21 protein-coding genes are annotated in these 21,072 nt (G+C 71.7%); 14 read left to right on the top strand and 7 right to left on the bottom strand.

Translation table 11 applies throughout. The features are described from left to right. The first annotated feature begins 6 nt into the window (after positions 1–6). The 4 genes from K8U61_RS12070 to K8U61_RS12085 all read left to right on the top strand — a co-directional run bounded on the left by K8U61_RS12070 (position 7) and on the right by K8U61_RS12085 (position 2,979). A complete protein-coding gene (locus K8U61_RS12070) occupies positions 7–888 on the top strand; it encodes an aldo/keto reductase (RefSeq protein ID WP_224123273.1) in 882 nt (293 codons plus the stop codon). Positions 889–950: 62 nt separating this feature from the next. Further along, positions 951–1,568, top strand: a complete 618-nt coding sequence (locus K8U61_RS12075; protein WP_224123274.1) for a ClpP family protease — start codon at positions 951–953, stop codon at positions 1,566–1,568. Further along, on the top strand, positions 1,565–2,167 hold the full coding sequence (locus K8U61_RS12080; RefSeq protein ID WP_224123275.1) for a ClpP family protease: 603 nt from the start codon (positions 1,565–1,567) through the stop codon (positions 2,165–2,167). Before K8U61_RS12075 ends, K8U61_RS12080 begins: the two co-directional genes overlap by 4 nt. A 14-nt stretch (positions 2,168–2,181) precedes the next feature. Then, complete coding sequence (locus K8U61_RS12085) at positions 2,182–2,979, top strand: maleylpyruvate isomerase family mycothiol-dependent enzyme (RefSeq protein WP_224123276.1); 798 nt, start codon at positions 2,182–2,184, stop codon at positions 2,977–2,979. Positions 2,980–2,986: 7 nt separating this feature from the next. On the opposite strand, the gene K8U61_RS12090 is transcribed toward K8U61_RS12085, so the two are convergent. The 5 genes from K8U61_RS12090 to K8U61_RS12110 form a co-directional block, all read right to left on the bottom strand. Further along, positions 2,987–3,838, bottom strand: a complete 852-nt coding sequence (locus K8U61_RS12090; RefSeq protein ID WP_224123277.1) for a glycerophosphodiester phosphodiesterase — start codon at positions 3,836–3,838, stop codon at positions 2,987–2,989. A gap of 113 nt (positions 3,839–3,951) precedes the next feature. Continuing rightward, positions 3,952–4,272: a helix-turn-helix domain-containing protein gene (locus K8U61_RS12095; RefSeq protein WP_224123278.1), complete on the bottom strand. Its 321-nt coding sequence runs from the start codon at positions 4,270–4,272 to the stop codon at positions 3,952–3,954. Between the two features lie 164 nt (positions 4,273–4,436). After that, a complete protein-coding gene (locus tag K8U61_RS12100) occupies positions 4,437–5,603 on the bottom strand; it encodes a thiolase family protein (RefSeq protein WP_224123279.1) in 1,167 nt (388 codons plus the stop codon). After that, positions 5,603–6,670: a thiolase family protein gene (locus K8U61_RS12105; RefSeq protein ID WP_224123280.1), complete on the bottom strand. Its 1,068-nt coding sequence runs from the start codon at positions 6,668–6,670 to the stop codon at positions 5,603–5,605. Before K8U61_RS12105 ends, K8U61_RS12100 begins: the two co-directional genes overlap by 1 nt. A gap of 10 nt (positions 6,671–6,680) precedes the next feature. Next, a complete protein-coding gene (locus K8U61_RS12110) occupies positions 6,681–7,631 on the bottom strand; it encodes a Zn-ribbon domain-containing OB-fold protein (RefSeq protein ID WP_224123281.1) in 951 nt (316 codons plus the stop codon). A gap of 69 nt (positions 7,632–7,700) precedes the next feature. Here K8U61_RS12110 and K8U61_RS12115 point away from each other — a divergent pair, with 69 nt between their 5' ends. Genes K8U61_RS12115 through fadD8 form a run of 4 tightly spaced genes read left to right on the top strand, consistent with a single transcriptional unit; the run spans position 7,701 to position 11,899 of the window. Further along, the gene (locus K8U61_RS12115; protein WP_224123282.1) at positions 7,701–8,744 is read left to right on the top strand and encodes an LLM class F420-dependent oxidoreductase; all 1,044 of its coding nucleotides are present in this window, start codon (positions 7,701–7,703) and stop codon (positions 8,742–8,744) included. A 60-nt stretch (positions 8,745–8,804) separates the two neighbouring features. After that, positions 8,805–9,488 (top strand): sortase domain-containing protein, encoded by a 684-nt coding sequence (locus K8U61_RS12120; RefSeq protein WP_224123283.1) that lies wholly within the window; start codon positions 8,805–8,807, stop codon positions 9,486–9,488. Positions 9,489–9,501: 13 nt separating this feature from the next. Beyond that, positions 9,502–10,272, top strand: coding sequence for an NAD(P)-binding domain-containing protein (locus tag K8U61_RS12125; protein ID WP_224123284.1), 771 nt, complete (start codon positions 9,502–9,504; stop codon positions 10,270–10,272). Between the two features lie 22 nt (positions 10,273–10,294). Then, on the top strand, positions 10,295–11,899 hold the full coding sequence (fadD8, locus tag K8U61_RS12130; RefSeq protein ID WP_224123285.1) for a fatty-acid--CoA ligase FadD8: 1,605 nt from the start codon (positions 10,295–10,297) through the stop codon (positions 11,897–11,899). On the opposite strand, the gene K8U61_RS12135 is transcribed toward fadD8, so the two are convergent. Then, positions 11,826–12,683, bottom strand: a complete 858-nt coding sequence (locus tag K8U61_RS12135) for a phosphatase PAP2 family protein (RefSeq protein ID WP_224123286.1) — start codon at positions 12,681–12,683, stop codon at positions 11,826–11,828. The genes fadD8 and K8U61_RS12135 overlap by 74 nt on opposite strands. A gap of 205 nt (positions 12,684–12,888) precedes the next feature. On the opposite strand from K8U61_RS12135, the gene K8U61_RS12140 reads away from it, so the two are divergent. From K8U61_RS12140 to K8U61_RS12165, 6 genes are read left to right on the top strand one after another with little or no spacing between them, the layout of a single operon-like run. Continuing rightward, entirely contained in the window at positions 12,889–14,184 is a 1,296-nt protein-coding gene (locus K8U61_RS12140; protein WP_224123287.1) for an ABC transporter substrate-binding protein, read from the top strand. Beyond that, complete coding sequence (locus tag K8U61_RS12145; protein WP_224123288.1) at positions 14,181–15,158, top strand: carbohydrate ABC transporter permease; 978 nt, start codon at positions 14,181–14,183, stop codon at positions 15,156–15,158. Before K8U61_RS12140 ends, K8U61_RS12145 begins: the two co-directional genes overlap by 4 nt. Then, positions 15,155–16,009 (top strand): carbohydrate ABC transporter permease, encoded by an 855-nt coding sequence (locus K8U61_RS12150; RefSeq protein WP_224123289.1) that lies wholly within the window; start codon positions 15,155–15,157, stop codon positions 16,007–16,009. Before K8U61_RS12145 ends, K8U61_RS12150 begins: the two co-directional genes overlap by 4 nt. Continuing rightward, a complete protein-coding gene (locus tag K8U61_RS12155; protein WP_224123290.1) occupies positions 16,006–17,016 on the top strand; it encodes a LacI family DNA-binding transcriptional regulator in 1,011 nt (336 codons plus the stop codon). The genes K8U61_RS12150 and K8U61_RS12155 overlap by 4 nt, the downstream gene beginning before the upstream one ends. Further along, complete coding sequence (locus K8U61_RS12160) at positions 17,013–19,301, top strand: beta-glucosidase family protein (RefSeq protein ID WP_224123291.1); 2,289 nt, start codon at positions 17,013–17,015, stop codon at positions 19,299–19,301. Before K8U61_RS12155 ends, K8U61_RS12160 begins: the two co-directional genes overlap by 4 nt. Further along, positions 19,301–20,269, top strand: a complete 969-nt coding sequence (locus tag K8U61_RS12165) for an acetylxylan esterase (RefSeq protein ID WP_224123292.1) — start codon at positions 19,301–19,303, stop codon at positions 20,267–20,269. The genes K8U61_RS12160 and K8U61_RS12165 overlap by 1 nt, the downstream gene beginning before the upstream one ends. Here K8U61_RS12165 and K8U61_RS12170 read toward each other — a convergent pair. Then, the gene (locus tag K8U61_RS12170) at positions 20,266–21,063 is read right to left on the bottom strand and encodes a crotonase/enoyl-CoA hydratase family protein (protein WP_224123293.1); all 798 of its coding nucleotides are present in this window, start codon (positions 21,061–21,063) and stop codon (positions 20,266–20,268) included. The genes K8U61_RS12165 and K8U61_RS12170 overlap by 4 nt on opposite strands. Positions 21,064–21,072: the final 9 nt, after the last annotated feature.

Consider the following 21,072-nt stretch of genomic DNA (forward strand, 5'->3'; position numbering starts at 1 on the left):
ACGGTCGTGGACCTCGTACTCGGCACCATGTACTTCGGCACCCGCACCGACGAGGCGACCTCGTACGCCCTGCTCGACCGCTTCGTCGAGGCCGGCGGGCGGATCCTCGACACCGCCAACTGCTACTCCTTCTGGTCCTCGCCGAGCGGCCACGGCGGGCAGAGCGAGGCGTTGCTCGGGCGGTGGCTGGCGGCCAACCCGGGGCTGCGGCACGAGCTGACGATCGCCACCAAGGTCGGCGTCGAGCCGGTCGACGGCGGGGGAGTGGAGGGGCTGTCCGCCCCGGTGATCGAGCGCGAGGCCGCACGGAGCCTGGAGCGCCTCGGGATCGACGCGATCGACCTCTACTGGGCGCACGGCGAGGACCGGTCGACCGATCTGGAGGAGACGGTCGCGGCGTTCGGCGCGCTCGTCGAGGCGGGCGTCGTACGCCGGCTCGGGGTGTCCAACCACCCGACCTGGCGGGTCGAGCGCGGCCGCGCCATCGCGGAGCGGCTCGGGCTGGAGCCGTGGACCGCGCTCCAGCTGACCACGTCGTACGTCGAGCCGCGTCCGGGCGCGCAGGTGCCGGGGAAGGACCACCGCTTCGGCTTCGTCACCGACGAGACGGTCGACTACCTCGACACGCACCCGGACGTGGAGCTGTGGGTCTACAGCCCGCTGGTGCAAGGCAGCTTCGACCGCGACGACCGGCCCTTCCCGGACGCCTACGACCACCCGGGCACGACGGCGCGGCTGGCCGAGCTGAGCGCACGCGCCGGCGAACTCGGGGTGCCGCGCTCGCAGCTGGTGCTCGCATGGATGCTCGGTCGCGGCTGGAAGCCGATCGTCGGCGTCAGCTCGGTCGAGCAGCTCGACTCGGCGCTCGCGTCGGCGTCCCTCCGCTGACAGCAGATCCGCCCCGAGCGGATTCGCTGGAACGCCGGGGTCGTACGCCGAAGTCTGGAGGCATGACCCAGACACCCAACCTCGCCGGGCTCTCGGCCGCCGACCGGCTGCTGCACCAGCGGATCATCGTCCTCGGCCAGGAGGTCGACGACGCGATCGCCAACAAGATCTGCGCGGAGCTCCTGCTGCTCTCCGCCGAGGATCCCCACCGCGACATCGCCCTCTACATCAACTCCCCGGGCGGGAGCGTGACCGCCGGGCTGGCCATCTACGACACCATGCGGCTGATCCCGAACGACGTGAGCACGCTCGCGATGGGGCTGGCGGCGAGCATGGGCCAGTTCCTGCTCTCGGCCGGCACACCAGGCAAGCGCTACGCGCTGCCGCACTCGCGCATCCTCATGCACCAGGGCTCCGCAGGGATCGGCGGCACCGCGATCGACATCGAGATCCAGGCCGAGAACCTCGAGCACGTGAAGAACGTCCTCATCGGCCTGATCGCCGAGCACACCGGGCAGCCGGTCGACCAGGTCGAGCGGGACTCGCTGCGGGACCGGTGGTTCACCGCCGAGCAGGCGCGCGACTACGGCTTCGTCGACGCGGTGCTGACCGAGATCAGCGCGGTCACCCCCGCGCGTACGGCGGCCGCATTCGGCGCGGCGTTCGGCGTCGCCCGATGAGCCAGTACACAATCCCCAGCGTCGTCGAGAAGACCCATCGCGGCGAGCGCGCGGTCGACATCTACAGCCGGCTGCTCACCGACCGCATCGTCTACATCGGCACCGAGATCGACGACGGCGTGGCCAACGTCGTCATCGCCCAGCTGCTGCACCTGGAGTCGGAGAGCCCCGACTCGCCCATCGACCTCTACCTCAACAGCCCGGGCGGGTCGGTGACGGCGATGCTCGCGATCTACGACGCGATGCAGTTCATCCGCTCCGAGATCGGCACCACCTGCGTCGGGCAGGCCGCCTCGTCGGCCGCCGTCCTGCTGGCGGCGGGGTCGCCCGGACGCCGGATGGTGCTGCCGCACGCCCGGGTCGTGCTCCACCAGCCGTCGGGCGGGGGACAGGGTGCGCTGCCCGACCTCGCCGTCCAGGCGAAGGAGATCGCGCGGGTCCGCGCCGAGATGGAGCAGATCCTCTCCCAGCACACCGGCCGGTCGGTCGAGCAGGTCCGCGACGACACGGACCGCGACCTGGTCCTGTCAGCGGACGCCGCGGTCGCGTACGGCATCGTCGACGGGGTACTCGACTCGCGGAAGAAAGTCCCCGTCTGAGAGGTTCCGCCCGCATGACCGCACCCAGCACTGCGCCCAGCGCCGAGCTCGTCGACCGCGTCATCGCGGCCCTCCGACTCAACCACGACGTCCTCGTCACCCTCGTGCCCCACCTCTCCGAGGAGCAGCTCACCGGCCCGAGCGGCGCGTCCGAGTGGACGATCGCCCAGGTCCTCTCCCACCTCGGCAGCGGTGCGGAGATCAGCCGCAAGCCGATCGCGCGGGCGGTCGGACTCGACGTCGCCGACGAGGACAACCAGTCCATCTGGGCTCGCTGGGACGGCTCGACCCCGATCGACCAGGCGGCCGGTTTCGTCGAGCACGACACCGCGCTCGTCGACCTGGTCGAGCGGCTGTCCGACGAGGACAAGGCGTCGGCGACGATCGACATGGGCTTCCTGCCCGAGCCGGTCCCGCTCGTGGTGGCGCTGGGGATGCGGCTCAACGAGGTCGCCAACCACGTCTGGGACGTGCGGGTCGGGCTCGACCCGGCCGCGGAGGTCGACGACGAGACCGCTGCGGTGCTCGTGGAGCTCTACCAGGGCCCGCTGGCCTTCCTGCTGGGCTTCTCCGGCAAGGCCGACCAGGTCGACGGCTCCGTGCTGCTCGCGGTCCCCGGCGCGGGGATCGAGATCGCCGACGCGGTCACCGTCGTCGGGTCCGCCGACGCGCCGGACGCGACGCTGACCGGCCCGAGCGGTGCGACCGTGCGGCTGATCAGCGGGCGCCTCACGCCTGAGCACAGCGACGGTGTCGAGGTCTCCGGTGCGGTGTCGCTCGAGGACCTGCGGAAGGTCTTCCCGGGCTACTGAGCCCGGGCTACTGGGCGGGCGGGGCCAGCTCCCACGCCAGGGCGTCCGCCGGTCGGTCCACCATCACCTTGGCCGCGCCGTTGTCGAAGGCGGCCTGGTAGGTGGACTCGGTGACCCAGCGTGCGTAGACGGCGATCCCGCGGGCGGCCAGGTCGGCGGTGTAGTCAGGCGTGATCGAGGCGGGAGCCTGGGTCACGTACGACGCACCGGTCGCGGCCACCTCGTCGTTGGTGGGCTGGCAGGCGATGGTGTCGCTGAGCTTGAGGCCGATGGGGAGGCCGGCGTCGTGGAGCGCCGGGAGGTCGCCGAGGTCGCACGTGCTCGACGGCTGCTTGTAGAAGCTCACGCTCGCCCCGGACTCAGCGACGTAGTCGGCGATCCCCTGCGGGTCCGCGACGCCGTTGCGCAGCTCGACCATGAGCGGCACGCCGTACCGCGCGGAGGCGTTCACGATCCCCCGCAACGTGGCGACGGGCTCGCCCCCGAGGGTGCGGATCTGGCTGACCTGGTCCCAGGTGGCGTCGGCGACCCGATCGGTCGGGAGCACGCCCTCGGGCAGGGTCGCGGGGTCGGCGACGCGCTCCCAGGTGTCGTCGTGCCAGATGATGTGGTGGTTGTCGGCGAGCCGCCAGACGTCGACCTCGCACGTCGCGCCCGGGACCGCGGCGACGTCGGCCAGCGCCGCGACGGTGTCCTCGTTGGTGACCGCGGCGTCGTAGGTGCGGCACCGGTGTCCGATGAGCACGCTGCCGTCGAGTGCGGAGGCGGGCGGCGCGACGATGAGGGGCGCCGCCACCACCAGGGGGAGGACGGCGAGGACGAGGTGCCGGACGAGGGCGCGGCGCGGGTGCGTGGCCATGGCGGCCTCCGGGGTCGGGGACGGAAGGTGCCAGTAGACGACCGGGTTCCCGCGATCAGCTCCGAACGGCCATCGGCATCCCCAATTTTGGAAGCACGGCCGCGGCGCCCCGCTCAGGCGGCCAGGCAGACGGGGCCGGAGATCGCGCCGGTGCCGAGCCGCCGGCTCACCCGGGTGGTCAGGTCCACCAGGCGCAGCCCGAGGGCGCCGGCGACCGCTCCGAGCACCTCGGAGCTGGGCTCCTTGAGGCCGCGCTCGACCTCGGAGAGGTACTGCGTCGAGACGCCGGCCTCCCGGGCCACGTCGGCGAGCGTGCGCTCCGCCGTACGCCGCTCCTCGCGGAGCTCGTGCCCGACGGCCTCGCGCCACAGCGGCTCGGGCTCGGGAGTCGACTCGTGCGCGGGCTGGTGCGGGAAGGCCAGGACGTCACCCATGGGCTGACGGTACGCCTGCCGTCGCCTGCGTGGGGACCTCCGGCGCGGCGTTCGCGATGGGCGAACGTGCGGGGTCGTCAGCCGGAACCCGCCCGACGCGCCGATGCCTCCCGGCGTGGTGAGCGGGTTTCCCCGGGCAGCCGGGGAAACCCGCTGCTGCGCGGCTAGTTGCTCGGCTTCTCGGCGCCGACGACCCACATCGCGAAGAACTGCGAGCCGCCGCCGTAGGCGTGGCCGAGGGCCTTGCGGGCGCCGTCGACCTGGTGCTCGCCGGCTGCGCCGCGGACCTGGAGGGCGGCCTCGCCGAAGCGGAGCATGCCGGAGGCGCCGATCGGGTTGGAGGAGAGCACACCGCCCGAGCAGTTGACCGGCAGGACGCCGTCCATGGCGGTGCCGCCGGACTCGGTGAGCCGCCAGCCGCCGCCGTTCTCCTCGGCGAAGCCGAGCGACTCCAGCCACATCGGCTCGAACCACGAGAAGGGTACGTAGATCTCGGCGCAGTCGATCTCGTCGATCGGGCTGGTGATGCCGGCCTGCTTCCACAGCGCGGCCGCCGCGTCGCGGGACGCCTGCGGGTTGACCTGGTCGCGCTCGGCGGCCGTGGTGGCCTCCGACCGCATCACGGTGCCGTGGATCCAGGCCGGGTTGGGCGAGGCCTTGGCGGTGTCCTCGTCGACGATCACGAGCGCGCACGCGCCGTCGGAGGACGGGCAGGTCTCGTCGTACCGGATCGGGTCCCACAGCATCTGGGACGCGAGCACGGACTCGACGGTGGTGCCCTCGTTGTGGAGGTGCGCGTAGGGGTTCTTGAGCGCGTTGTTGCGGTCCTTGGCGGCCACGATCGCGCCGACGTGCGTCGGGGCCTCGGACCGTCGGATGTAGGAGCGCACGTGCGGGGCGAAGTAGCCGCCCGCACCGGCGTGCACCGGCATGTTGAACGGCAGCGGCACCGACAGCGCCCACATCGCGTTGGACTCGGACTGCTTCTCGTAGGCGACCGTGAGCACCTTCTTGTGCACGCCGGCCTGGACGAGCGACGACGCGACGATCGCGGTCGAGCCGCCGACCGAGCCCGCGGTGTGCACGCGCAGCAGCGGCTTGCCGGCCGCGCCGAGCGCCTCCGCGAGGAAGAGCTCGGGCATCATCACGCCCTCGAAGAGGTCGGGCGCCTTGCCCACGACGATCGCGTCGATCTCGTCGAGGGTCATGCCGGCGTCCTCGAGGGCCCGGTCGATCGCCTCGCGACACAGGCCGGCCATCGAGACGTCGAGTCGCTTGGCGCGGTGGTGGGTCTGGCCGACGCCGACCACCGCGGCGGGCTGCTTGGCCATCAGTTGCTCGCCCCTTCGGGAGTAGAGACCAGGGTGCACAGGAGGTTCTGCTGGAGGGCCGGTCCGGACGTCGCGTGTCCGACACCCTTGGCGACCTCGCCGGACCAGATCCGGGTGGCGACCTCGCCGATCCGGATGCCGCCGCCCGAGAACATCGGGTTGCTGGTGAGCGCGCCGCCGGACGGGTTGATCCGTACGTCGTCGGCGAGCCCCAGCTCGCGGCGCAGGATCAGCTCCTGGTGGCTGAAGGGTGCGTGGAGCTCCGCCACCTCGACGCCGTTCAGGTCGACCGCAGCGGCAGCCCGCTCGGCGGACGGGGACCGGGTGAGGTCGCGGGTGCCCATGCCCATCGGGTCGATGTAGTGGGACAGCCCGCTGATCCAGGCCGGCTTGTCACGGACGTCGCGGGCCTTGTCGTCGGCGGCGAGCACGATCGCGGCCGCTCCGTCGGTGACGGGGGAGCAGTCGTGCTTGCGGAGCGGGTCGGCGTACATCGGCTTCGCGAGCAGCTCCTCGACCGACGAGCCGCCCTTGCGGATGGACCAGTCGTTCTTCTCCGCGTCGGTCAACGACCGGTTGGCGACCTCGGCCATCGCCGTCTCGTCCCAGACGCCGGCGTCGATCCCGGCGCGCGCCTGCAGCCCCGCGAGCGACACGGTGTCCGGCCACAGTGGCGTCATCGTGTACGGCTCGAGCTGGAGGCCGAGGGTACGGCGGAGCACGCCCGCCGACGACTTGCCGAAGGCGTAGACGAGCGCGGTGTCGACCTCGCCGGTCTGGATCTTCAGCCAGGCCTCGTACATCGCCCACGCGAGATCCATCTCGACGTGCGACTCGTTGACCGGCGGGATGACGCCGATCGCGTCGACCGCCGACACGAAGGAGAAGGACCGGCCGGCCAGGTAGTCGGAGGACCCCGAGCACCAGAAGCCGATGTCGCGGCGAGTCCAGCCGGTCTGCTCGTAGCACTCCGCGAGCAGCGGGACGAGCATCTCCACGCACGTCGGCGACCCGTCGAACTCGGGCATCTGTCGCTGGGCGAACCCGACGACGGCAACGTCTCTCATCCTCAGTCCCTCACAGGTGGTTGCGGTAGGTCTCGTAGTCGGCGTCGGGATCGCCGGTGGGCTCGAAGTGATCGATGTTCTCCAGGGAGTACGTCCACTCGGTCTCGGGCTTCCACACGGCCTTCACGCGCATGCCCATCCGCACCTCGGCGGCCTCGACGCCGAGGATCAGGTGCAGGATCGCGATGTCCGCGCCGTCGAGCAGCACGTACGCCGAGACGTACGGCGGAGTGATCTTCTGGCCCAGGAACGGCACGTTCACGATGCAGAAGGTCGTGATGGTGCCGGTCTGCGACACCTCGACCTCCTCCGCGGTCGGTGTGCCGTCGGACGGGCAGGCGCTGCGCGGTGGGACGTAGACCTTCTGGCAGGTGGGGCAGCGCTGGCCGACGATCCGACCCTCGTTGAGGCCGCGGTAGAACGCGGACTCCTCGGGGCTCGCGGCGTACAGGTAGTCGAGCGAGACCGGGACGATGACGCCGGAGACCGGGTTGTCGCCGATCGCCTCGACCCCGGTGGGGCCGGAGGCGGACAGCGGCTCGAAGACGAGGTCGGTGATCGCGCCGATGCGTTCAGCGGCCCAGCGCGCCTGCACCCGCATCCCGGTCGAGACCTCGTCGGGGGAGGAGACGTCGAGCGCGTGCAGGATCGGGACGTCGGCCCCGTCGAGCAGCACGAGCGCGAACGCGAACGGGCGGTCGAAGGGCTGGTCCTTGACCGGCTCGGGGACCCACGTCCAGGAGGTGACGGTGCCCGTGGGGGCGACCTCGACGAAGTCGGTCGTGGCCTCGTGGGTGACCGGGTCGAACTCCAGCGGGGGTACGACGACCTTGCCCTCCGACGTGCGTCCGCCGACGACGACGCCGTCGCGAAGGCCCGTGAGGAAACGACCGAGCACCGGCCCGGTCGATCGGGTGTAGTCGAACGCTACGGTGACCGGTGCTGACAGTGTTCGTGTCATGGTCCGAAAGTAGAACACGTTCTAGACTTCGGCAAGCACCCACCCCCGAACGCACGACAGGAGAGAAGGATGAAGCTCGGACTGCAGCTCGGCTACTGGGGAGCACAGCCCCCGCAGGGCGTCGGCGAGCTGGTCGCCGCGGCCGAGGAGGCCGGCTTCGACGCGATCTTCAGCGCGGAGGCGTGGGGGAGCGACGCGTTCACGCCGCTGGCCTGGTGGGGTCGGGAGACCTCGCGGCTCAAGCTCGGCACCTCGATCGTGCAGATGTCGGGGCGCACGCCGACCTCGATCGCGATGCACGTGATGACGCTCGACCACCTGTCCAACGGCCGGGTCATCCTGGGCATGGGCGTGAGCGGCCCGCAGGTCGTCGAGGGCTGGTACGGCCAGCCCTTCGGCAAGCCGCTGGCCCGCACCCGCGAGGTCGTCGACATCATCCGCAAGGTCCTGGCGCGCGAGGAGAAGGTCACCAACGACGGACCGCACTACCCGTTGCCCTTCCGCGGGGAGAACTCCGTCGGCCTCGGCAAGCCGCTCAAGCCGATCGTGCACCCGCTGCGCGCGGACGTGCCGATCTGGCTCGGCGCCGAGGGCCCCAAGAACGTCGCCCAGACCGCGGAGATCGCCGACGGCTGGATCCCGATCTTCTACACGCCCAACTCGGCCGCGATGTACCAGCCGTGGCTCGACGAGGGGTTCGCGCGACCCGGGGCCCGCCGTACCCGCGCCGACTTCGAGATCGCCGCGACCTGCCACCTCCAGGTGGTCGCCGACGCGGAGGAGAAGCAGCTGGTCCTGGACGCGATCAAGCCGTCGGTGTCGCTCTACATGGGCGGCATGGGTGCCCAGGAGGCCAACTTCCACAACCAGGTCTTCGTCCGGATGGGCTACGAGGACCTCGCCAAGGAGGTGCAGCAGCTCTACCTGAGCGGTGAGAAGGACAAGGCGACCTCGCTGATCCCGAACGAGCTGGTCGACGACATGCACATCGTCGGCACCGCCGGTGAGGTCAAGGAGAGGGTCGCCCAGTGGGAGGAGACCGGCGTGACGACGCTGCTGCTCAGCTTCCGCTCCGCCGACGAGATCCGGACCGTGGCGGAGCTGCTCGCCTAGCGGAAGGTAAATACGGACCGATCCGGGTCTGGACGCCCGCGAGGTGGGTACGACGGTCGCATGACTCCTCGCTCCCTCCGCCGGATCCGCCCGCTCCTCGGGGTCGGTGCCGTCACCCTCGCCGTCGGCCTCTCGGGGCTCGCGGTCGCGCCCGCCGAGGCGCAGGCCGCGGCGGATCACATCAAGGTCTCCAAGGACTTCAGCTCGGGCAAGCCGCGCAACGCGCGGATCACGATCCCGGCCGTCGGCATCCGCCGGCTCCCCGTGATCGCCTACCGCGGCAAGACCGACGACGCGCCCGGCACCCGCATCCAGAACCGCGGGATCGCGGCCGCGCCGTACGGGCCGAACGGTGGCACGGGTCCGGGCGGCAAGGGCAACTACCAGGTGACCGCGCACCGCACCGCCCACGGCGGGGTCTTCCGGCGTACGCCGTCGCTCGACAACGGGGCGAGGATCCTCGTGGACGTCGGCAAGTACCGCTACGTCTACCGGGTGACCCGGACCCGCTGGGTCTCCTTCCGCTCGGCGAAGTCGCTGCGCCAGCAGCGGGCCGCGGTGCCCGGTCACCCGGGCCGCGAGCCGAAGCGGGCGTTCATCACCGTCTCGACCTGCGCGACGCCCGAGGACCACGCGCGGGGCAACTACTGGACCGACCGGTTCGGCAACCCGGAGCACCGCATCGACAAGATCGGCGTGATGGTCCGCCGGACGGCCAACCCGAGCTACGAGCCGAAGGGCTGACAGACTCTCCCGGGTGACCACCTACGGCGTCCTGGGAGTCGGCTCCATCGCGGAGGCCATCGTGCTCGGCCTGTGCCGGCACGTGGCCGACCCGCCCGCGGTGGTGCTGTCGCCGCGGAGCGCGGAGCGCTCGGCCCGGCTCGCGGTCGAGCTGCCGAGCGTCCGGGTGGCCGTGGACAACCAGGCCGTGGTCGACGAGTCCGACGTGGTGCTGGTCTGCCTGCGCCCCGTGGACGCCGTCGAGGTGGTCGAGGGCCTCGACTTCCGGGACGGGCAGGCGGTCGTGAGCGCCGTGGCCGGACTCTCGGTCGCGCGGCTGGCCGAGCTGGTCGCTCCGGCCACGGACGTCGCTCGCAGCATCCCGCTGCCGGCGGTCGCGACGCGCGAGAGCACCACGCCGGTGCACCCCGCGACGCCCGCCGTGACGGACCTCTTCGACCGGCTCGGCGGCAGCCTGGTCGTCGACGACGAGCTCGCCTACGAGTCGGTCGCCGCCGCGTCGGCGACCGTCGCGGCGTACTTCCGCTACCTCGGCACCGTCGCCGGCTGGCTGTCCGAGCGCGGCATCCCGCAGGCCGAGGCCAGCCGCTACGTGGCCGACACGTTCGCCGCGCTCTCGAGCGAGCTGGGACACCCCGGCGCCGACTTCGTGGCGCTCGCGCAGGCGCACGCGACGCCTGGCGGCCTGAACGAGCAGTTCGCGCGCGACCTGGCCGACGCTGGGGTGTACGACGCGGTGCGCGCGGGCCTGGATGCCGTGGTGTCGAGGATTGCCCCGACGTAGAACACGTTCTAGTCTCGGCGCCATGACGGACGAGATGCGAGTCGGCACCCACAACGGCCACCTCATGGTGTCCGCGCTCAAGCGACACCGGACGAAGCCGGTCATGTACCTCGGGGACGCCACCATCACCGGCGGCGAGGCCGCGGACCGGATGAGCCAGTACGTCCAGGCGTTCGAGGCCCTCGGCGCCGGCTTCGGCACGGCGGGGGCGCTGCTCGCGCTCAACCGCCCCGAGGTGCTCTTCATCCTCGGTGCCGGCCAGACCCAGGGCTACCGCCGGAGCTCGCTGCACCCGCTGGGCTCGCTCGAGGACCACGCCTACGTCATCAACGACGCCGAGATCACCTCGCTGACCATCGACCCGGTGCCGATGTTCGTCGAGCGCGCGCTCGGCCTGCTCGAGCGCTGCCCCAAGCTCGACAAGATCCTCACCATCGGGCCGGTGCCCGACGAGCTCTCGCACGTCGGCCAGGACCTCGTCGCCGCGGCTGCGTCGTTCGACCCGCAGCCGCTCGAGGCGCGCACGCTCGACCCGGAGCACATGGTCTCGATCACCTACACCGGCGGGACGACCGGCAAGCCCAAGGGCGTCATCGGCCTGTCGCGGCAGATGAACACGATGACCCAGATCCAGATGTCGGAGTGGGAGTGGCCGGAGTCGCCGCGCTTCCTCATGTGCACCCCGCTCTCACACGCCGGCGCCGCGTTCTTCGTGCCGACCGTGCTCAAGGGCGGCTGCCTCTACGTGCTGGCGAAGTTCGACCCGGCCGAGGTGCTCAGGACGATCGAGGAGCAGAAGATCCAGGCCACCATGCTGGTGCCGTCGATGCTCTACGCCCTGATGGACCACCCCGACAGCAAGACCCGCGACCTGTCCTCGCTCGAGACCGTCTACTACGGCGCGTCCGCGATCAACCCGGTCCGCCTCAAGGAGGCGATCGACCGCTTCGGCCCGATCTTCGCGCAGTACTACGGCCAGTCCGAGGCCCCGATGGCGATCACCTACTTCGCCAAGGAGGACCACGTCTCGGGTGACGACAGCCGGCTGTCGTCGTGCGGCCGCCCGTCGGCGTTCGTCCGTACGGCGCTCCTCGGCGAGGACGGAAAGCCGGTACCGGTGGGGGAGCCCGGCGAGATCTGCGTGGCCGGGCCGCTGCTGGCCGGCGGCTACTGGAACCTGCCCGAGCAGACCGCCGAGACCTTCCACGACGGCTGGATGCACACCGGCGACGTCGCCCGCGAGGACGAGGACGGCTTCTGGTACATCGTCGACCGCACCAAGGACATGATCGTGACCGGCGGCTTCAACGTCTTCCCGCGCGAGGTCGAGGACGTCGTCGCCGAGCACCCGGCCGTGGCCCAGGTCGGCGTGATCGGCACCCCGCACGAGAAGTTCGGTGAGGCCGTGACTGCGATCGTCGTCCTGCGCTCGGACGCCGCGACCGACGAGGAGTCGGTCGCCCGGATGACCGCCGAGATCCAGGAGATGGTCAAGGAGCGCAAGGGCTCGGTCCAGTCGCCCAAGCAGGTGATCGTCGCGGAGTCGCTGCCCCTCACGGGGCTGGGGAAGCCGGACAAGAAGGCACTGCGGGCTCAGTACTGGACGGGAGATCGCGCGGTCGGGTGACCCTGGCCCGGTAGCGGGACAGCAGGGCGGTGTCGATCCAGAGCGCGCCGGCCAGGAGCATCAGCGCCACGATGCCGTCGAGCCACCAGTGGTTGCCGGTCGCGGAGACGACCAGCACGGTCAGCACGAGGTGGAGGAGGAAGATCCAGCGCCACCGGCTGGTGCTCGCCGCAACGATCCCGAGGGAGACGATCGCGGCCCACGCGACGTGGATCGACGGCATCGCGGCGAACTGGTCGGAGACGCCGGTGTTGGGATTGGCGCTGTAGACCGACGGTCCGTAGTGGTGCGAGAGGTCGACGTACCCGAGGCTCGGGATGAAGCGCGGGGGAGCGACCCGGATGAAGCGGATGATCAGGCAGCCCGCCGTGACCAGCGCGAGGGCGTTGCGCCACCGCGGATAGACGTCGCGGTGCCGGTAGAAGAGCCAGACCAGGAACGCCAGCAGCGCCGGCACGTGCACCGTCGCGTAGTACCAGGTCGAGAAGTCGGCGAGCTTCTCGTGGGCGATGACGAACTTCTGCAGCGCGAGCTCGGTCGGCAGGTGGATCGTCTGCTCGAACGAGGCGATGTCGTGCGCGCGCTCCCGGGCGCCGTGGACCGAGGCGATCGGCAGCATCCGGGCGAGCCGCCACACGGCGTACAGGCCGGAGATGAGTGCGAACTCCGCCGCCAGCGGCTCGAGGTGGGGCGTCAGGCGGGTACGTCGGGTCCGGACGCCGAACCAGACCAGGATGCTGATCACGCAGGCGATCGCTGCTTGGTCCCAGGTCGGCCACGGCACGCAGGGATTCTGTCAGGCCGATGAAGCCCGGGTGACCGGAAGGCGCCGGATCGGTCCACGGCGGGCGGTTCAGGCGTGTCGACATTTCGAAAAGTGCTGGACAGTGGAAAACGTTATCGACAACGATTGACACCGGGTGTGACGAGTGCCACGTTCCCTTCGTGACGGCGTCCCATCGGGCGTGGGGCGAAGGAGGAGGAACTCAATGAGGTCGAAGACTCGCAGCGCGGCGCTCGCGCTGCTGTGCGTCGGCAGCCTGGCGCTCGCGACCGCGTGCGGCAGCGACGACGACTCGTCGGAGGGCGACGGCGGGAGCACCACGATCACGTGGTGGCACAACTCCAACAACGACCCCGGCAAGAGCTACTACGAGCAGGTGGCCGCGGACTTCGAGGCGGACCACCCCGGGGTCAAGATCGAGATCAGCGCGATGGCGCACGAGGACATGGTCGACAAGCTCGACGCGGCCTTCCAGAGCGGCGACATGCCGGACATCTACATGGAGCGCGGTGGCGGCGAGATGGCCGACCACGTCGACGCGGGCCTGGTCCGGGACCTCTCCGACGACGCCTCGGAGGAGATCGGCAAGATCGGCGGCTCGGTCGCCGGGTGGCAGCTCGACGGGAAGACCTACGCGCTGCCGTTCTCCCTGGGCGTGGTGGGCGTCTGGTACAACACCGACCTCTTCAAGCAGGCCGGGATCACCGACACGCCGACCACGATGGACGAGTGGTACGACGACATCGCCAAGCTCGAGGACGCCGACATCACGCCGATCTCGGTCGGTGCCGGCGACAAGTGGCCGGCCGCGCACTACTGGTACTACACCGCGCTGCGCTCGTGCCCGGAGGACGTGCTCAAGGACGCGGTGACCAGCCTCGACTTCTCCGACCCGTGCTTCGTGCAGGCCGGCGACGTCCTGGAGGACCTCCTCGCCACGGACCCCTTCAACGCGGGCTTCCTGACCACCAAGGCCCAGGAGGGCGCCACCTCGGCGTCCGGGCTGCTCGCCACGGGCAAGGTCGCGATGGAGCTCCAGGGCCACTGGGAGCCGGGGGTCATGCAGGGTCTCACCGACGACGGCAAGGGCCTGGGCGACAAGACCGGCTGGTTCCCCTTCCCGGCGGTCGACGGCGGTGCCGGTGACCCGGCCGACGCCCTCGGCGGCGGCGACGCCTGGGCGGTGTCCGAGGACGCCCCCGACGAGGCGGTCGACTTCGTGAAGTACCTGCTCTCCGACGAGGTCCAGAAGGGCTTCGCCGAGAACGACATGGGCCTGCCGACCAACCCCGCGGCGAGCGGATCGGTCAAGGACCCGGCGCTCGCGCAGCTGCTGCAGGTGCGCGACGACGCGCCGTACGTCCAGCTCTACTTCGACACGGCGTTCGGCACCTCGATCGGTGGCGCGATGAACGACGAGATCGCGCTGCTCTTCGCGGGCAAGGCCTCGCCGCAGGACGTCGTCGACGCCACGCAGGAAGCCGCGGACGCCGAGAAGTGACCACGACGGAGGCGGCCATCTCGGGCGAGGTCACCCGGCGCGCGGCGACGCGCCGGGTGGCCCCGCGCCGCGCTCCGGGGCCGGCGGGCGCCCGGTGGCGCCAGCGGCTGGAGATCGCGTTCTTCGTGACCCCGGCCCTGGCGTTGATGGCGCTCTTCGTCGTCTGGCCGGTGGTCTCGGCGGTCCGGATGTCCTTCTACCACTGGAAGGGCTTCGGGCCGATGGACGAGCTCGTCGGCTGGCGCAACTACGACTACGTCCTCCACGACGACGTCTTCCGGGGCGCGGTGACGCACAACTTCGTCATCGTCTTCGCCTCGATCCTGATCCAGCTGCCGCTCGGGCTGGCCGTGGCGCTGCTGCTCAACCGGCGGATCCGCGGACGAGGGCTGCTGCGCACCATCGTCTTCGTCCCGTACGTCGTGGCCGAGGTGATCGCCGGCGTCGTCTGGTACCAGCTGCTCCAGCCGGAGTCCGGCGTGATCGACGGCTTGATCCGGTCGGTCGGCCTGACCCCACCCGAGCAGGGCTTCCTCGGCACGCCGTCGCTGGCCCTCGGCACGGTCTTCGTCGTGCTCACGTGGAAGTACCTCGGGCTGGCGATCCTGCTCTTCCTCGCCGGCCTCCAGGGGGTCCCCGACGAGCTCTTCGAGGCGGCGCAGCTGGACGGCGCGAGCTGGTGGCAGGTGCAGCGCCGGATCGCGGTCCCGCTGCTCGGACCGACGATCCGCACCTGGTGCTTCCTGTCGATGATCGGCTCGCTCCAGCTCTTCGACATGGTCTGGATCCTCACCGGCGGCGGCCCGGCCGACGCCACCACGACGATGGCGACGTACCTGGTCAACCAGGGCACCGGACGTCACAACTACGGCATCGCCGGCGCCGCGTCGGTCGTGCTCTTCGTCATCGGGTTCCTGATGGCGCTGATCTACCAGGTGTTCGTGCTGCGGCGCGACACCCACGAGGCTCGGTGAAGGGGGTGAGCGCGGTGTCGGGCCGGACGAAGACCTTCGGCGGGGGTGGCCTCGTCGTCTACCTGCTCGCGCTGGTCGCGGTCGTCATCACCCTCGGACCGGTGGTGTACGGCGCGCTCGGCGGCTTCCGCAGCAACGAGCAGCTGGCCAGCGACCCGTCGGGCCTGCCGGACCCGTGGGTGTTCCGCAACTACTCCCAGGTCGTGACCAACCCCGACTTCTGGCGCTACGCGCTGAACTCGACGATCGTCGCGCTGATCACCACCGTGGTCGCGGTGCTCTTCGGCGTGATGGCGGCCTACCCGCTCGCGCGCTACCAGTTCCGGCTGCGCGAGCCGCTCTTCATGGTCTTCGTGCTCGGGCTGCTCTTCCCGGCTGCGGTCGCGATCATCCCGCTCTTCATCCTGGTCACCCGCGACCTCCACCTGGGCAACTCCTACTGGGGCGTCGCGCTGCCGCAGGCGGCGTTCGCGCTGCCGATGACGGTCGTCATCCTGCGGCCGTTCCTGATGGCGATGCCGCGGGAGCTGGAGGAGGCGGCGCTGATCGACGGCGCCTCCCGGGTCGGCATCTTCTGGCGGCTCGCGCTGCCGCTGTCGATGCCGGCGCTGGTGACCGTCGGCGTGCTGGCGTTCGTCGCCTCGTGGAACGCCTACCTGCTGCCGCTCCTGATGCTCCAGGACGACATGCGTACGCTCCCGCTCGGGGTCGCTGACTACTCCAGCGAGCACTCGTCGGACACCGCCGGTGTCCTGGCGTTCACCACGCTGGCGATGATCCCCGCGCTCGTGCTCTTCCTGGCGATGCAGCGGCGGATCGTCAGCGGTCTGCAGGGGGCGGTCAAGGGATGAGCGGTCGGGTCACGATGCACCAGGTCGCGGCCGAGGCGGGCGTCTCGGTGTCGACGGTCTCCAAGGTCATCAACGGGCGGTACGGCGTCTCGCCCGAGACGTTCGAGCACGTCACCGGCGTGATCAACCGGCTCGGCTACGAGGCGAGCCTGGTCGCGCGCAGCCTGCGCAACCGACGGACGAACGTGATCGGCGTGCTCGTCGCCGACTTCGAGCCCTTCAGCACCGAGGTGCTCAAAGGCGTCGCGGACGCGATCCGTGACACCGGCTACGAGCTGGTCGCCTACTCCGCGGGCGGCCGCATCGACGAGCACGTCGGCTGGGAGCGGCGCTACCTCTCGCGGGTGATGGGCACCCTCGTCGACGGCGCGGTGATCGTGACGCCGACCGTCACCGACGTGCAGTACGACGGGCCGATCGTGGCCGTCGACCCGCACACCGGCCGATCCAGCCTGCCCACCGTCGCCGCCGACAACCTGCAGGGCGCCCGGCTGGGGGTCGACCACCTGCTGGCGCTCGGCCACCGCCGGATCGGCATGGTCACCGGCCGCCCCGACCTGGTCTCCGCGCAGCTGCGTGAGCAGGGCTACCGCGACGCGATCCACGCGGCCGGGCTGCGCGTGGACGAGGACCTGCTCGCCCTCGGCGCCTTCGACCCCGAGCAGGCACGGGAGGCGGCCCGGGCACTGCTCACGCTGCCGGACCCGCCGACCGCGATCTTCGCCGCCAACGACATCTCGGCGCTGGCGACCCTCGACGTCGCGGCCGAGCTCGGGATCGACGTACCGGGCCGCGTCTCCGTGGTCGGCTTCGACAACATCCCCGAGTCCGCGCTCTCCGAGCCGGCCCTGACCACCGTGCAGCAGCCGATGCGGCAGCTCGGTCGGGAGGCCACGGCGATGCTGGTCCGCCTGATCGCGGGCGAGGAGATCGCCGACACCCACATCACCCTGGACACGACGCTCGTGGAGCGCCGGTCCACCGCACCGACGGAGGTTCCCACGTGACCGAGCTCTGGCGTGACCCGGCGACGCCGCCGGAGGCCCGCGTCGCGGACCTGGTGTCCCGGATGACGACGGCGGAGAAGGTCGCGCAGCTCTCCGGCATCTGGTGGCTCGACCCGGACGCGGGCGGGATGGCGCCGATGCTGCGGGAGAGCATCGGGCCGCAGGACACCTGGGACGAGGTCGTCGCCGACGGGCTCGGCCAGCTCACCCGCACCTTCGGCACCGCCCCGCTCGAGCCCGAGGAGGGCCTGCGGATCCTGGCGCAGCGGCAGCGCGACGTGATGGCGGGCAACCGGTTCGGGATCCCCGCGCTGGCGCACGAGGAGTGCCTCACCGGACTCGCGGTCTGGCGGGCGACCATCTACCCGGCGCCGCTGAGCTGGGCGGCGTCGTTCGACCCTGACCTCGTCGAGCGGATGGCCGGACGGATCGCCGGGTCGATGCGCAGCCTCGGCGTCCACCAGGGTCTCGCGCCGGTCCTCGACGTGGTCCGCGACCTGCGGTGGGGCCGGGTCGAGGAGACCATGGGGGAGGACCCCCACCTGGCCGGCGTGCTCGCGAGCGCCTACGTGCGCGGGCTCGAGCAGGCCGGCGTCGTGGCGACGCTCAAGCACTTCGTCGGCTACTCCGCCTCCCGGGCGGCCCGCAACCTCGCGCCCGTGTCGATGGGCCCGCGCGAGATCGCCGACGTGATCCTGCCGCCCTTCGAGATGGCGCTGCGAGCCGGCGCGAGGTCGGTCATGAACTCCTACACCGACATCGACGGCGTCCCCGTCGCCGCCGACCCGGGCCTGCTCTCGACGCTGCTGCGCGACCGACTGGGCTTCGCGGGGACGGTGGCCTCCGACTACTTCTCGGTGGCCTTCCTCCAGACGCTGCACGGCGTCGCCGGCGACCTCGGGGAGGCGGCCGCCCTCGCGCTCGAGGCCGGGATCGACGTCGAGCTGCCCTCGACCAACGCGTTCGGCTCGCCGCTGCTCGCCGCACTCGCGGACGGCACCGTCGACGAGGAGCTCGTCGACCGGGCGCTGTCGCGGGTGCTGCTGCAGAAGTGCGAGCTCGGGCTGCTCGATCCCGGCTGGGCGCCGGTGGAGCCGGGACCGGTCGACCTCGACGACGCCGCGTCGCGGGCCCTGGCGCGGGAGCTGGCCCAGCGCTCGATCGTGCTGCTCGCCAACGACGGCACGCTCCCGCTCGCCCCGGCGACCCGGGTCGCGGTCGTCGGTCCGCGCGCGGACACCCCGGACGCGATGCTCGGCTGCTACTCCTTCCCCCTGCACGTGCTCGTGCACCACCCGGGCGTCGAGACCGGGGTCGCGATCCCGACGGTGCTCGAGTCGCTCGCGGCCGACCTGTCGACGACGTACGCCCTCGGCTGCCCGGTGCTCGGCGGCTCGGACGCCGACATCGCGGAGGCCGCGGCGGTCGCCACCGACGCCGACGTGTGCGTGGTGGTGCTCGGCGACCAGGCCGGCCTCTTCGGCAAGGGCACGTCGGGCGAGGGCTGCGACGTGCCCGACCTGACCCTGCCCGGACGGCAGGAGGAGCTGCTCGAGGCGGTGCTCGCGACCGGCACCCCGGTCGTCGCGGTGCTGCTCGTCGGCCGCCCCTACGACCTGAGCCGCCAGGCTGACCGGCTCGCGGCGATCGTCTGCGGCTTCTTCCCGGGCGAGGAGGGCGGACCGGCGCTGGCCGACGTCCTCACCGGCCGCGTCAACCCGAGCGGGCGCCTGCCGGTGGGCTTCCCGGGCGCCGGGTCGACCCAGCCGTCGACGTACCTCGCCGCGCCGCTCGCGCAGCGCAGCGGTGTCTCCTCGGTGGACCCGACCCCGCTCTTCCCCTTCGGGCACGGGCTCTCGTACGCCGCCGCGACCTGGGACGCGGTGTCCACCGCCAACGGGCCGGGGTGGGACACCGACGGCACCTGCGAGGTGGTTGTCGAGCTCGCCAACGACGCCGACCGGCCGGTCTCGGAGGTCGTCCAGGTCTACCTGCACGACCGGGTCGCCTCGGTCGTGCGTCCCGAGCAGCAGCTGGTCGCCGCCGTCCGGGTCGACCTGGGGCCGGGGGACCGCGGCGTGGTCCGGCTCGGGCTGCACGCCGACCTGACGTCCTTCACCGGCCGCGACCTGGTCCGGCTGGTCGAGCCCGGCCTGGTCGAGCTGCGGGTCGGGGCGTCGAGCGCCGACATCCGGGCCGTGCTGGAGCTGGAGCTCGTCGGCCCGGCCCGTCAGGTCGGCGTCGACCGGGCGCTCGAGCCGACGGTGGCAGTCGAGGTGCGCTGATGCACTACGACCTGCCGCTCGAGCGGCTCCAGGAGTACGCCCCGGACCTGCCCGAGCCAGCGGACCTCGACGACTTCTGGGCGCGCACGCTGGCGCCGCTGCGGCGCGACGCGTCGTACGAGCGCGTCGACAACGGCCTGGTCGGCGTCGAGACCTGGGACGTGGTCCTCTCCGGGTACGCCGGCGACCCGGTGCGCGCCTGGCTGCACCTGCCCGCCGCGGCACTGCGGAGCGGTCCGCTGCCGGGCGTCGTGCAGTACCAGGGCTACAACGGCGGCCGCGGCCTCCCGCACGAGCACGTGCTGTGGGCGACGGCCGGCTACGCGCACCTGGTCGTGGACACGCGTGGCCAGGGCAGCGGCTGGACCACCGGCGCGACCGGCGACCCCGCGGGCTCCGGACCGGCGCAGCCGGGCTTCCTCACCCGCGGCCTCGACGACCCGGACACCCTCTACTACCGGCGCGTGTACGCCGACGCCGTCGCCGCGCTCGAGGTGCTCCGCAGCCACGAGCTCGTCGACCCGGCCCGGGTGGCCGTGGCGGGAGGGAGCCAGGGCGGCGGGATCTCGACCTCCGTCGCCGCCCTGGTTCCCTCCTCCGTGGCCGCGGTGCTGGCCGACGTGCCCTTCCTCTGCGACTTCCGCCGGGCGGCGTCGGTCGCCCAGGCCGAGCCCTACCTCGAGCTGGTCCGCTACCTCGCGGCCCACCGGGACCGGGTCGAGCAGACCTTCGCGACGCTGGCGTACGTCGACGCCGCGGTGCTGGCCCCTCGCGCGACCGCGCCGGCGCTCTTCTCGGTCGCGCTGATGGACGTGACCTGCCCGCCGTCGACCGTCTTCGCGGCGTACCACCGCTACGGCGGCCCGACGGCGACCAAGGAGATCGACGTCTACGAGTACAACGACCACGAGGGCGGCGGCGCCTACCACCAAGCGCGCCAGCTCGCCTGGCTTGCGCAGGTGCTCTAGCGCCCCTGGAACTGCGGCGCGCGCTTCTCGGCGAAGGCGCGCGGACCCTCCTTGGCGTCCTCGGAGGCGAAGACCGCCATGCCGACCTTCGCGTCGTCGGCCCAGCAGTCCTCCTCGTGCTTGCCCTCGGAGTCGCGGACGGTCTTGAGGATCGCCTGGACGGCGAGGGGGCCGTTGGCGCAGATGAGGTCGGCGATCTCGTGGGCCTTGGCGAGCGCCTCGCCGTCGGGGACCACGTGGCCGATGAGTCCGATCTCCTTGGCCTCCGGCGCCTGGATCGCGCGCCCGGTCAGCAGCAGCTCGAGCGCGACGGTGTAGGGGATCTGGCGGGGGAGGCGGACGGCGGAGCCGCCCATCGGGTAGAGGCTCCACTTGGCCTCGGCGACGCCGAACCGGGCCGACTCGCCGGCGATCCGGATGTCGGTGCCCTGCAGGATCTCGGTGCCGCCGGCGATCGCCGGACCCTCGACGGCGGCGATCAGCGGCTTGGTCAGGCGGAAGCCCTTGAGCAGGCCCTTGAGCACGGACGGGTCGAAGCCGGCCTTGAAGCTGTCGTCGGGGGACCGCTTGGTGGCCGCCTTGAGGTCCATGCCCGCGCAGAAGTAGCCGCCAGCGCCGGTGAGAATGCAGGCCCGGATCTCGGGGTCGGAGTTCACCCGGTCCCAGGCGTCCTCCATGATCGCGAGCATCTCGCCGGAGAGCGCGTTGCGGGTCTCGGGACGGTTCATGGTCACGACCAGCTTGTGGCCGTCCTGCTCGACGAGGCAGTGCGGTGCTGCTGCGGTCTCACTCATGGCCGGGAT

The organism is Nocardioides mangrovi, from assembly GCF_020073815.1.
Classification (GTDB): domain Bacteria; phylum Actinomycetota; class Actinomycetes; order Propionibacteriales; family Nocardioidaceae; genus Nocardioides; species Nocardioides mangrovi.

Coding starts and splice junctions, on each gene's coding strand:
- K8U61_RS12075 (WP_224123274.1), top strand. CDS start 951: ATGACCCAGACACCCAACCTCGCCGGGCTCTCGGCCGCCGACCGGCTG.
- K8U61_RS12140 (WP_224123287.1), top strand. CDS start 12,889: ATGAGGTCGAAGACTCGCAGCGCGGCGCTCGCGCTGCTGTGCGTCGGC.
- K8U61_RS12085 (WP_224123276.1), top strand. CDS start 2,182: ATGACCGCACCCAGCACTGCGCCCAGCGCCGAGCTCGTCGACCGCGTC.
- K8U61_RS12155 (WP_224123290.1), top strand. CDS start 16,006: ATGAGCGGTCGGGTCACGATGCACCAGGTCGCGGCCGAGGCGGGCGTC.
- K8U61_RS12090 (WP_224123277.1), bottom strand. CDS start 3,838: ATGGCCACGCACCCGCGCCGCGCCCTCGTCCGGCACCTCGTCCTCGCC.
- fadD8 (WP_224123285.1), top strand. CDS start 10,295: ATGACGGACGAGATGCGAGTCGGCACCCACAACGGCCACCTCATGGTG.
- K8U61_RS12080 (WP_224123275.1), top strand. CDS start 1,565: ATGAGCCAGTACACAATCCCCAGCGTCGTCGAGAAGACCCATCGCGGC.
- K8U61_RS12165 (WP_224123292.1), top strand. CDS start 19,301: ATGCACTACGACCTGCCGCTCGAGCGGCTCCAGGAGTACGCCCCGGAC.
- K8U61_RS12105 (WP_224123280.1), bottom strand. CDS start 6,670: ATGAGAGACGTTGCCGTCGTCGGGTTCGCCCAGCGACAGATGCCCGAG.
- K8U61_RS12170 (WP_224123293.1), bottom strand. CDS start 21,063: ATGAGTGAGACCGCAGCAGCACCGCACTGCCTCGTCGAGCAGGACGGC.
- K8U61_RS12110 (WP_224123281.1), bottom strand. CDS start 7,631: ATGACACGAACACTGTCAGCACCGGTCACCGTAGCGTTCGACTACACC.
- K8U61_RS12120 (WP_224123283.1), top strand. CDS start 8,805: ATGACTCCTCGCTCCCTCCGCCGGATCCGCCCGCTCCTCGGGGTCGGT.
- K8U61_RS12115 (WP_224123282.1), top strand. CDS start 7,701: ATGAAGCTCGGACTGCAGCTCGGCTACTGGGGAGCACAGCCCCCGCAG.
- K8U61_RS12100 (WP_224123279.1), bottom strand. CDS start 5,603: ATGGCCAAGCAGCCCGCCGCGGTGGTCGGCGTCGGCCAGACCCACCAC.
- K8U61_RS12095 (WP_224123278.1), bottom strand. CDS start 4,272: ATGGGTGACGTCCTGGCCTTCCCGCACCAGCCCGCGCACGAGTCGACT.